Source organism: Rhizobium sp. NFR12 (assembly GCF_900108545.1).
Taxonomy (GTDB): Bacteria; Pseudomonadota; Alphaproteobacteria; order Rhizobiales; family Rhizobiaceae; genus Neorhizobium; species Neorhizobium soli.
Window position 1 is genome coordinate 1532587 of record NZ_FNWM01000001.1, and the last position, 11143, is coordinate 1543729.

At 60.7% G+C, this 11143-nt stretch carries 9 protein-coding genes; 8 read left to right on the plus strand and 1 reads right to left on the minus strand.

Annotation, left to right across the window (positions count from 1 at the left end):
- The first annotated feature begins 31 nt into the window (after positions 1 to 31).
- The gene (locus tag BLW69_RS07345; protein WP_092660888.1) at positions 32 to 994 is read left to right on the plus strand and encodes an AEC family transporter; all 963 of its coding nucleotides are present in this window, start codon (positions 32 to 34) and stop codon (positions 992 to 994) included.
- On the opposite strand, the gene BLW69_RS07350 is transcribed toward BLW69_RS07345, so the two are convergent.
- Positions 971 to 2173 (minus strand): UbiH/UbiF family hydroxylase, encoded by a 1203-nt coding sequence (locus BLW69_RS07350; RefSeq protein WP_092660889.1) that lies wholly within the window; start codon positions 2171 to 2173, stop codon positions 971 to 973. The two genes, BLW69_RS07345 and BLW69_RS07350, sit on opposite strands and share 24 nt — an antisense overlap.
- A 215-nt stretch (positions 2174 to 2388) precedes the next feature.
- On the opposite strand from BLW69_RS07350, the gene pcsA reads away from it, so the two are divergent.
- The 7 genes from pcsA to glmS all read left to right on the plus strand — a co-directional run.
- The gene (gene pcsA / locus BLW69_RS07355) at positions 2389 to 3117 is read left to right on the plus strand and encodes a phosphatidylcholine synthase (RefSeq protein ID WP_062456769.1); all 729 of its coding nucleotides are present in this window, start codon (positions 2389 to 2391) and stop codon (positions 3115 to 3117) included.
- Positions 3118 to 3283: 166 nt separating this feature from the next.
- Positions 3284 to 4879, plus strand: a complete 1596-nt coding sequence (locus BLW69_RS07360) for an ABC transporter ATP-binding protein (protein WP_092660891.1) — start codon at positions 3284 to 3286, stop codon at positions 4877 to 4879.
- Positions 4869 to 5954 (plus strand): ABC transporter permease, encoded by a 1086-nt coding sequence (locus tag BLW69_RS07365; protein WP_062456776.1) that lies wholly within the window; start codon positions 4869 to 4871, stop codon positions 5952 to 5954. The genes BLW69_RS07360 and BLW69_RS07365 overlap by 11 nt, the downstream gene beginning before the upstream one ends.
- The gene (locus BLW69_RS07370; protein ID WP_062456779.1) at positions 5954 to 6868 is read left to right on the plus strand and encodes an ABC transporter permease; all 915 of its coding nucleotides are present in this window, start codon (positions 5954 to 5956) and stop codon (positions 6866 to 6868) included. The genes BLW69_RS07365 and BLW69_RS07370 overlap by 1 nt, the downstream gene beginning before the upstream one ends.
- A gap of 45 nt (positions 6869 to 6913) precedes the next feature.
- Positions 6914 to 7987, plus strand: coding sequence for a BMP family ABC transporter substrate-binding protein (locus tag BLW69_RS07375; RefSeq protein WP_092660893.1), 1074 nt, complete (start codon positions 6914 to 6916; stop codon positions 7985 to 7987).
- 132 nt (positions 7988 to 8119) lie between these two features.
- Entirely contained in the window at positions 8120 to 9475 is a 1356-nt protein-coding gene (gene glmU, locus BLW69_RS07380) for a bifunctional UDP-N-acetylglucosamine diphosphorylase/glucosamine-1-phosphate N-acetyltransferase GlmU (protein WP_092660895.1), read from the plus strand.
- A gap of 176 nt (positions 9476 to 9651) precedes the next feature.
- Positions 9652 to 11143 (plus strand): glutamine--fructose-6-phosphate transaminase (isomerizing) (gene glmS / locus BLW69_RS07385; protein ID WP_092660897.1); only part of this gene is annotated, 1492 nt, incomplete at its 3' end.

Consider the following 11143-nt stretch of genomic DNA (forward strand, 5'->3'; position numbering starts at 1 on the left):
AAGGACAACCGCGGTAAGGATTAAAGGCGGCATGGGCGACATCATCGGCTTGCTGCTCCCGTTTTTCGGACTGATCCTGATCGGCTACGTGGCCGCAAAGGTCACCAAACAACCGGCCGAGGCGCTTGGATGGATGAACACGTTCATCATCTATGCGGCACTTCCGGCGCTGTTCTTCAAGCTCGTCTCGCGCACGCCGATGGAGCAACTGGCGCGGGTCGACTTCATTCTTGGCGAGATCTTCGCGACCTATCTGATCTTCACGGTGGTGTTCCTGATCGGGTTCCTGATACGCAAGACGTCATTCGAGGACTGCACGATCCAGGCGTTTGCCGGCGCTTACGGCAACATCGGATATATGGGGCCGGGGCTTGCACTGCTTGCTTTTGGCGAAGCGGCTGCCGTGCCGGTGGCGCTGATCGTCTGTTTCGAGAACGCCGTCCATTTCATCGTGGCACCCGCCATGATGGCGGCAGCCGGCGGCGACGGTCGATCACCGCTGGCGGTGGCGGGCGATATCGCCCGCAAGGTTCTGCTGCACCCGTTCATCATCTCGACAGCTGTCGGCTCTGCATTCGCCGCGATGGCGTGGCAGCCGGCCGAACCGGTACAGCGGCTTATCGATTATCTGGCGCAAGCGGCGGCGCCCTGCGCGCTCTTTGCAATGGGGGTGACGCTGGCGTTGAGGCCGGTGCGGCGTGTTCCGGTCGAGATCGGCTATATCGCCGTCTTCAAGCTGATCGTACTGCCACTGACGACGTTTTCGGTCCTGTCGCTGATCGGTGGTTTCGAACCGGTCTGGATCTACTCGGCGACGCTGCTGTCAGCCCTGCCGACAGCTACAAATGTCTTCGTCATCAGCCAGCAATATGGCGTCTGGCAGGAGCGCGCGTCGGCGAGCATCCTGATTATCACGCTGGCGTCTGTCTTCACCCTGCCAGCGATCCTCTATCTCATCCATTCCGGTTTTCTATCTGCGGGCTTGCTTCCTTAGGCCCGAAAAAATTTCGCGCAGTCCGCGGCCCGGTTCGATCCCCTCCCGCATCATCAGATTGCGAAGAGGCGGAGCGTTCTTCAAGACCTGGAGGCCGCCGGCGCGGAGCATCTGGACGGGCAGGAAGTCCGACAGGAGTGAGCGGTTGAGCAGATCGACACCGAAGGTGCGGGTCATGATATCGGGGCGGCGGCTCCGGTTGAAACGATCGCCGATATCCGCGCCAACCGGTCTGTCCGGTTCGTCCGTCACCAGATCGCTCAGCGTGATGATGTCACGCAGCGAGAGGTTGAGGCCTTGGGCGCCGATCGGGGGGAAGGCATGCGCGGCTTCGCCGACAAGTGCGACACGGCCCTTGCCGAACCGGTCTGCCATCAGGCTCGAAAGCGGCCAGGCCTGCGGGGCGGCTTCGACGGTCACCTTTCCAAGCATCGACTGCATGCGGTCTTCGACGAGCTGCGACAGCTGGTCGAGATCGGTCGCCATCAACCGCTCGGCTTCGTCAGGCCGAACCACCCAGACGAGGCTGGAGCGGGAACCGGGCAGGGGAACCTGGGTGAACGGTCCCGTCTCGGTGTGGAATTCCGTCGAGACGTTGTGATGCGGGACGGTGTGGGCAAAATTCAGCACGAGGGCGGACTGCGGATAGGACCAGCGGCGGACGTCGATACCGGCGGCCTCGCGCGTGCTCGATTTTCGCCCATCCGAGCCGATGACCAGATCAACGGACATCGACGAGCCGTCCGACAAGGTTAGGCTGGCGCGATCACCGTCGAGGTCGAAGGCTTCGACCTGATGCGTGAACCGGGTGACGTTCGGTTCCAGGTCGATCGCCTTATCCAGCGCCGGAGACAGCGCGTTGTTGGGAATGTTGTAGCCGAACGCATAGAGCCCGACATCCTGTGCGCGAAACTGGGTGGTGGGGGCGCGCAGCAGCCGCGTCGTGCCGTCGACGATCTGCATGATCGACAGCGGTGCTGCCGATGGCGCGATGATATCCCAAAGACCCAGCCGATCCAGCAGGCGGATGGATTGATCCATCAGCGCGGTGGTGCGCCCATCGTCTCGCTCGGATGCCGGCGAAATCAGCGCGACTTTGCGGCCGGCTCGACCAAAAGCCAGCGCCGCTACCGATCCTGTCAGGCCGCCGCCAACGACGGCAATTTCGAACTCGTGCATCTGTCACCTCCGGAGCCATTCGCTCTCACCGTATTTATAGAGTGCTGGCCGTAATTCCAGCCGTAGCAGCGTCAGATTCGGCACGCGTTGCCCACGAGGGATCGAGAGAAATCCTGGTTTTCCCGGTCATAATCAGGTGTGCGCCGGCATGCGCAGTTGCAAACGGGGACAATTGGCCGCATATCTCGCAGGCTTCACGGAAAGGCGGGGGACGCGTGTTCAGGCGACTATTCAATTATCGGAACGTCCCTTACGCGGAAATCCGGGCTTTCTCCGTGCATCTCCTGACGGCGTCAGGCTCCTTCCTGGCATTCCTCGGTGTCGTCGCTGCGGCAGAACATCGATTTGTCGACATGTTCTGGTGGCTGGGGCTGGCACTTCTGGTTGACGGGATCGACGGACCGATCGCTCGCAAGGTGCATGTGAAGGAAGTCCTTCCGAACTGGTCGGGCGATACGCTCGACAATATCATTGATTACGTGACTTACGTTCTCCTGCCGGCCTTTGCGCTTTATCAAAGTGGAATGATCGGCGAACCCTGGTCATTCGTTGCGGCCGGCGCCATCGTCGTTTCGAGTGCGATCTATTATGCCGACATGGGCATGAAGACCGACGAGTATTTCTTCTCCGGTTTCCCGGTCGTCTGGAACATGGTGGTACTGACGCTGTTCGTCATCGATGCCAGTGCGACGACGGCCATGATCGTGGTCTCCGTATCCGTGGTTGCCACTTTCCTGCCGATCAATTTCCTCCATCCCGTCCGCGTCAAGCGCCTGCGGCCGCTCAATCTCGGGATCTGCCTGCTCTGGTGCGCGCTCGCCGGCTACTCGCTGCTCCTGCATTTCCAGTCGCCGGACTGGCTCGTCTGGGGCGTCGTGATCAGCAGTCTTTATCTCTATTGCATCGGCGGCATCATGCAGCTTTTTCCAGGACTTGGAAAATAGCTGCGTTTTTTCGCAACGCGTCTCTTTGCTGTTGTGCAAGGCAACAAAAACGGTATCAATATCAACCAAGTATCCGGTCAGACCGGACGGGTTCAGCATTTGAAATAACTGCGACGCGGAAATACCGGCACTCAAGACCGGGCGCGCGGGTGAACGAGGGGACGTCGTGACTTTTTCCGAGAGCGAGCAGGCTGCTTCGCTTTTGTCGGTCCGTGGACTGACGAAGCTGTTCGGCGATTTTGCTGCGTGCACTGGTATCGATCTCGATATCGCGCCGGGCGAAATCCATGCGCTGCTTGGGGAAAACGGTGCCGGCAAATCCACTCTCGTAAAGATGCTGTTCGGCGTGCTTCAGCCATCGGGCGGGCAGATTGTCTGGCAGGGGAACCCGGTGACGATTGGTTCGCCTGGGGAAGCCCGGCAGCTCGGCATCGGCATGGTGTTTCAGCACTTCTCGCTGTTCGAAGCGCTGACGGTTGCCGAAAACATCGCGCTCTCGCTCGATCCGAAGACACCACTTGCCAAGATCGCCGAAGAGGCTGCCTCGCTTTCCAAGGCGTACGGACTGCCGCTTGATCCTTATGCGCATGTGGCCGACCTTTCGGTCGGTGAACGCCAGCGGATCGAGATCGTGCGGGCTCTCCTCCAGAACCCGAAGCTGATCATTCTCGACGAGCCGACCTCCGTGCTCACGCCGCAGGAAGCGGACCGGTTGTTCGAGACGCTTTTCAAGCTGAAGTCCGAGGGCCGCTCGGTGCTCTATATCAGCCACCGGCTGGAGGAAGTGCGTCGCATCTGCGACCGCGCCACCGTTCTTCGCCACGGCAAGGTGACCGGCGCCTGCGATCCGAGGCAGGAGACGCCAGCGTCACTTGCCCGGATGATGGTGGGTACCGAAGTTGCCGCGGTGCATCGGGACGAGGCGGTGGCGCTCGGGGACATTCAACTCGATGTGACCGATTTGACCGTGAAGGCGCGCTCGCCTTTCGCGGTCAGTCTCAAGAACATTTCTATGCGCGTTAGGGCAGGCGAAATCCTTGCGATTGCGGGCATTGCGGGCAATGGCCAGAGCGAACTGTTCGACGCGCTGTCTGGCGAATATCTGGTTGCCGATGATGACCGGATCAAGGTCCGCGGCAAGTCCGTGGGTCGCACGGGCATCAATGGCCGGCGGCTGCTCGGCGCTAGTTTCGTGCCCGAGGAGCGGCATGGTCATGCTGCCGTACCCGGCATGTCGCTGACCGACAATCTGCTTCTGGCGCGCAGCCAGCCGGACCGGAAGGCATTCCTGTCGGGCGGTCTGGCGTCGATCGTGCGTTCCGGTGCGATCCGCTCGGCTACCAAACGCATCTGTCAGCAGATGGATGTGCGCAAGAGTGGAGAGGATCCGCTGGCGGGATCGCTTTCGGGAGGCAATCTGCAGAAATTCGTCGTGGGGCGCGAACTCGATCGGCAGCCTTCGATCATGATCGTCAACCAGCCGACCTGGGGCGTCGATGCCGGTGCTGCGAGCCGGATCCGTCAGGCGCTGATCGATCTCGCGAAATCCGGCTCCGCCGTCGTCGTGATCAGCCAGGACCTTGATGAGATTTTCGAGGTGGCAACCAATATCGCTGTTATCTCGGAGGGCAAATTGTCGGAGCCGCATCCGGTCGGCAGCCTGTCGCTGGAGCGGATCGGGCTGATGATGGGTGGCATCCACGAGAGCCATTCGATCCCTGACGCCATGCCGTCCTCGCCGGAGGCAACGTATGCGCATTGAACTGCAAAAGCGCGCCCGCGTCTCGACACTGTTTTCGGTTCTTTCGCCGCTTCTGGCGTTGGTGCTGACACTGATCGGCGGCGCCATCCTGTTCTGGGCTCTCGGCAAGAACCCGGGATCGGCGCTCTACAGTTTCTTTATCGAGCCGCTTCTCGAAGTCTGGTCGCTGCATGAACTGGCCGTCAAGGCCGCACCGCTGATCCTGATCGCGGTCGGGCTTTCGATCTGCTACCGCTCGAACAACTGGAATATCGGCGCCGAGGGCCAGTTCACGATCGGGGCGATCACGGGTTCGATCCTGCCGGTTCTTTATCCCGAGTGGCATTCGCCGATGATCCTGCCGCTGATGCTTCTGATGGGCATTGCCGGCGGCGCGCTCTACGCGGGTATTCCCGCACTTTTGAAGACGCGGTTCAACACCAACGAAATTCTGACCAGCCTGATGCTGGTCTATATCGCGCAGCTGTTTCTCGACTGGCTGGTCCGCGGCCCATGGCGTGACCCGCAGGGCTATAATTTTCCGCAGACGAAGAGCTTCCAGATCGAGGCGGTGCTGCCGGAAATGCTGGCCTCCGGCCGGGCCCATTGGGGCTTTGCCTTCGCGATCATTGCCGCGGTGGCGCTCTGGTTCATGATGCGCTTCATGCTGAAGGGTTTCGAGGTTCAGGTGCTTGGGCAGTCGGAACGGGCAGGGCGTTTTGCCGGCTTTTCGGCACGGCGCATGGTGTGGTTCTCGATGCTCGTCTCCGGCGGACTTGCCGGGCTTGCGGGGATCTCGGAAGTATCCGGTTCGATCGGTCACGTGCAGCCGTCGATTTCGCCCGGATACGGTTTCACCGCGATCATCGTTGCGTTTCTGGGGCGTCTCAATCCGCTCGGAATCATCGCGTCGGGCCTCGTTCTGGCGCTCACCTATCTCGGTGGTGAGGCGGCCCAGCTTTCGATCGGGATTTCCGATAAAGTCAGCCGCGTCTTCCAGGGCCTGCTGCTGTTCTTCGTTCTGTCCTGCGATACGCTGATCCATTACCGCATCCGGCTGATCTTTGCCGGAAGCCAGGCGGAGGCGAAGGGCTGATGTTCGAGGCGATCCTTCTGACCGTCATCACTGCCGCAACGCCGCTCGTCATCGCAGCGCTCGGCGAACTCGTCACTGAACGTGCCGGTGTGCTTAACCTCGGCGTCGAAGGCATGATGATCATGGGCGCCGTCTGCGCCTTTGCGGCGACGCAGATGACCGGTTCGCCCTATATCGGCATCGTCGCCGGCATTGTCGGCGGTGGGCTGTTCTCGCTGCTGTTCGGGTTCCTGACGCTGACGCTGGTGGCAAACCAGGTGGCGACGGGACTGGCGCTGACGATCCTGGGTCTCGGCATTTCCGGCCAGCTCGGCGAGAGTTTCGTCGGCCAGCCGGGCATCAAGCTGCAGCCGATCGTCATTCCGCTCCTGTCCGATATACCCTTTTTCGGCCGCGTTCTCTTCGCGCAGGATCTCACCTTCTATCTGTCTATCGCGCTTGTCATCGGCATCAACTGGTTCCTGTTCAAGAGCCGTCGCGGCCTGAAGCTTCGCGCGATCGGCGACAACCACGGATCGGCGCATGCGCTCGGCATCAACGTCATCCGCACGCGCTATTTGGCAGTGCTGTTCGGTGGCGCCTGTGCGGGTCTTGCCGGTGCGCAGCTGTCGCTTGTGTATACGCCGCAATGGGTGGAAAACATGTCGGCTGGACGCGGCTGGATTGCACTTGCGCTCGTCGTCTTTGCTTCGTGGCGGCCATGGCGGGTTCTCGCCGGCGGCTATCTTTTCGGGGCCGTGACGATCGGGCAGCTGCATGCGCAGGCGTTCGGTATCGGCATTCCGTCCCAGGTTCTGTCCGCACTTCCTTACGTGGCGACTATTGTCGTCCTCATCATCATCTCGCATAATCGTCGCACGACGCTCATCAATACGCCGGCTTCGCTCGGAAAGGCATTCGTTCCCGATCGGTGACCGCGGTAAGCACACCCCGTCTTCAAGCCAATAGAGGTTTAGGAAATGAAGAAACTGATTATCGCCCTAGCCGCGTCGGCCGCCCTTCTGGGTGGTTTCTCGACCGGCGCGCAGGCCCAGGAAAAGAAGAAGGTCTGCTTCATCTATGTCGGTTCCAAGACCGATGGCGGCTGGACCCAGGCGCATGATCGCGGCCGTATCGAGCTAGAAAAGGCACTTGGCGACAAGATCGAGACGCCGTTCCTCGAAAGCGTGCCGGAAGGTCCGGATGCCGAACGTGCGATCGAGCGCATGGCCCGTTCCGGTTGCGCGATCGTCTACACGACATCGTTCGGCTTCATGGATGCAACTGTGAAGGTTGCCGCGAAATTCCCGAACGTGAAGTTCGAACACGCAACTGGCTTCAAGGCTGGTCCTAACCTCGCGACCTACAATTCGCGCTTCTACGAAGGCCGCTACATCCAGGGCCAGATTGCTGCGAAAATGTCGAAGAAGGGCGTTGCCGGCTACATCGCATCCTTCCCGATCCCGGAAGTGGTGATGGGCATCAACGCCTTCGAACTCGGCGCGAAGTCGGTCAATCCTGACTTCAAGCTAAAGGTCGTGTGGGCCAACACCTGGTTCGACCCGGGCAAGGAAGCCGATGCTGCCAAGGCACTGGTTGACCAGGGCGTCGATATCCTGACCCAGCACACCGACACGACGGCACCGATGCAGGTTGCAGCCGAGCGCGGCATTTTCGCATTCGGTCAGGCCTCCGACATGATCGCCGCCGGCCCGAAGACGCAGCTGACCGCGATCGTCGATACCTGGGGCGCCTATTACATCAAGCGCACCAAGGCGCTTCTCGACGGTTCCTGGAAGTCGGAGCAGATCTGGGACGGCCTGAAGGACGGCATTCTCACGATGGCGCCCTACACCAACATGCCTGACGACGTGAAGGCGATGGCCGAAGAAACCGAAGCCAAGATCAAGTCCGGCGAACTGCATCCGTTCACCGGTCCTATCAACAAGCAGGACGGTTCCGAGTGGCTGAAGGCTGGCGAAAAGGCCGAGGACGGCGTTCTGCTCGGCATGAACTTCTACATCCAGGGCGTGGACGACAAGCTTCCGAAGTGAGCTCGTCTCCAGTCTGAGTTTGAAAGGGCGCCCTCATCGGCGCCCTTTTTGTTTCCGATGGACATATGCCGTTTATCGCCCTTCAAGACAGTTGCTGCTACACAGGCGGCGATTGCCGAAGGAGATTCTGAAATGAGCCGTTCCTGCCTTGCCGTCATTCTTGCCGCTGGCGACAGCACGAGGATGAAATCGTCCATGTCGAAAGTTCTGCATCCGGTTGCCGGGCGGCCGATGATCGCGCATGTGATGGCAGCGGTCGCTTCGGCCGGCATGACGGACGCGGCGCTTGTGGTCGGCCGCGACGCAGACAAGGTTGCCAAGGCAGGCGCGATCGGCGGGATATCGGTCAAAGCTTTCCTGCAGACGGAGCGGCTCGGCACCGGACACGCAGTTCTCGCGGCGCGTGACGCGATCGCGGAAGGTTTCGACGACGTTCTGGTGGCCTATGCCGACGTTCCGTTGATCACCGCTGCCCCGTTCATGGCCGCTCGGGCTGAGTTGCAGAATGGCGCCGATGTCGTGGTCATCGGCTTCCACACGGACAAGCCGACCGGCTACGGGCGTCTTCTGGTGGAGAATGGTGAGCTTGTCGCCATCCGCGAGGAGAAGGATGCGACTGAGGAGGAACGCAAGGTCACCTGGTGCAATAGCGGCCTGATGGCAATCAATGGCGCGAAGGCTCTTTCCCTTCTCGAACAGATCGGCAATGCCAATGCCAAGGGCGAATACTACCTCACGGATCTCGTAGAGATCGCCCGGGCGAACGGCGGGAAGGTCGTTGCCGTGGATGCGCCCGAAACGGAACTGACCGGCTGCAACAACCGGGCGGAACTCGCTTACATCGAGCGTCTATGGCAGGAGCGCCGTCGGCACGAACTGATGGTCTCGGGTGTAACGATGATTGCGCCGGAAACCGTTTTCCTCGCTTTCGACACGCAGATCGGACAGGACGCGCTGATCGAGCCGAATGTCGTGTTCGGGCCGGGCGTGACGATCGATAGCGGAGCGGTCATCCACGCGTTTTCCCATATCGAAGGCGCACATGTCAGTTCGGGTGCGACAGTCGGGCCATTTGCCCGGCTTCGCCCGGGTGCAGATCTCGCCGAGGGCTCGAAAGTCGGCAATTTCTGCGAGGTGAAGAACGGCAAGGTGGGTGAGGGCGCCAAGGTGAACCACCTTACCTATATCGGCGATGCGGTCATCGGCGCGCATGCCAATATCGGCGCCGGCACGATCACCTGCAACTATGACGGCGTCAACAAGCATGAGACCCGTATTGGTGCCAACAGCTTCATCGGGTCCAATTCGTCGCTGGTCGCACCGGTATCGATCGGCGACGGCGCCTATGTTGCGTCAGGCAGTGTGATTACGGAGGATGTGCCTGACGATGCGTTGGCTCTTGGTCGCGCTCGCCAGGAAGTGAAGCCGGGCCGTGCGAAGGTCATTCGCGACCGTGCGCTGGCGATCAAGGCATCGAAAGCCAAGTAAACCGGATGGCGCGGTTGCCCGATCCAAAACGGCTGCCACTACCCAACTGCTGGCAGCTTAGCCATTAAGGTTTTCGCGTTACGGTTCGACATCGAAAGTGACCGCGCTGGCGATTGCACGGCGTAGGCAATCGGCTAGGACTTCGCAATCGAACGAAGAGAATTGGAGAGACCTGTATGTGCGGGATTGTCGGGATCGTAGGACTTGAGCCGGTGGCAACGCGTCTGGTCGAAGCGTTGCGGAGGCTGGAATACCGCGGTTATGATTCCGCCGGTGTCGCGACGATCCACGAGGGCAAGCTCGATCGCCGCCGCGCCCAAGGCAAGCTCTTCAACCTCGAAAAGAAGCTGGCGGGAGACCCGCTGCCGGGCGCGATCGGGATCGCCCATACCCGCTGGGCAACGCATGGCGTGCCGAACGAGACGAACGCCCACCCGCATTTCGTCGACGGAGTCGCTGTCGTCCATAACGGAATCATCGAGAATTTCTCCGAGCTCAAGGACGCATTGATTGCCGACGGGGCTGTCTTCACCAGCCAGACGGATACGGAAGTCGTGGCGCATCTGCTGGCGCATTACACGCGCGAAGGTATGGGCCACCGCGAGGCGATGCTTGCCATGCTCAATCGCGTTTCCGGCGCCTATGCGCTGGTCGTGATGTTCGAAGACGAGCCCGGCACGATCTTTTCGGCGCGATTCGGACCGCCGCTTGCCGTCGGTCATGGCCGGGGAGAGATGTTCTTAGGATCGGACGCGATCGCGCTTTCGCCCTTTACCAACGAGATCACCTATCTCGTCGATGGCGACTGCGCCATCATCACCCATGATCGTCTCGAGGTCATCGACTACGAAGGCCGGCCGGTTACCCGCAAGAGCCAGATTTCGCAGGCCGCGACCTTCATGGTCGACAAGGGCAACCATCGCCACTTCATGGAGAAGGAGATCTACGAGCAGCCGGAGATCATTTCTCACGCGCTTGCCCATTACATCGACTTTGCCACCAACACGGTGAAGCCGACGGATACGGCGATCGATTTCTCGACAGTGTCGGGTCTGGCGATTTCCGCCTGCGGGACCGCCTATCTGTCCGGACTTATCGGCAAATACTGGTTCGAGCGCTATGCTCGCCTGCCGGTTGAGATCGACGTTGCCTCGGAATTCCGCTACCGCGAACTGCCGCTTTCGCCCAGCCAGGCCGCGCTGTTCATCTCGCAGTCCGGCGAAACGGCCGATACGCTTGCATCCCTGCGCTACTGCAAGGAACAGGGCCTGAAGATCGGCGCCATCGTCAACGTCCGCGAATCCACGATCGCGCGCGAATCGGATGCGGTCTTTCCAATTCTGGCGGGACCTGAAATTGGTGTCGCCTCGACCAAGGCGTTTACCTGCCAGCTCGCAGTTCTGGCCGCCCTTTCGATCGGTGCCGGTCGAGTCCGCGGCACGGTGACGGAGAGCGACGAGAAGGCGATGGTCAAGCATCTCGCCGAGATGCCGCGGATCATGAGCCGGGTATTGAACGACATCCAGCCGCAGATCGAAGCGCTGTCGCGCGAGCTTTCGCGCTTCAAGGATGTGCTCTATCTCGGGCGTGGCACGAGCTATCCGCTTGCATTGGAAGGTGCCCTGAAACTGAAGGAAATCTCCTACATCCATGCGGAAGGCTACGCAG

Excerpts from the sequence above, each read along its gene's own strand:
- BLW69_RS07350 (WP_092660889.1), bottom strand. The coding sequence starts at position 2,173 with ATGCACGAGTTCGAAATTGCCGTCGTTGGCGGCGGCCTGACAGGATCG.
- BLW69_RS07345 (WP_092660888.1), top strand. The coding sequence starts at position 32 with ATGGGCGACATCATCGGCTTGCTGCTCCCGTTTTTCGGACTGATCCTG.
- BLW69_RS07370 (WP_062456779.1), top strand. The coding sequence starts at position 5,954 with ATGTTCGAGGCGATCCTTCTGACCGTCATCACTGCCGCAACGCCGCTC.
- BLW69_RS07375 (WP_092660893.1), top strand. The coding sequence starts at position 6,914 with ATGAAGAAACTGATTATCGCCCTAGCCGCGTCGGCCGCCCTTCTGGGT.
- BLW69_RS07365 (WP_062456776.1), top strand. The coding sequence starts at position 4,869 with ATGCGCATTGAACTGCAAAAGCGCGCCCGCGTCTCGACACTGTTTTCG.
- glmU (WP_092660895.1), top strand. The coding sequence starts at position 8,120 with ATGAGCCGTTCCTGCCTTGCCGTCATTCTTGCCGCTGGCGACAGCACG.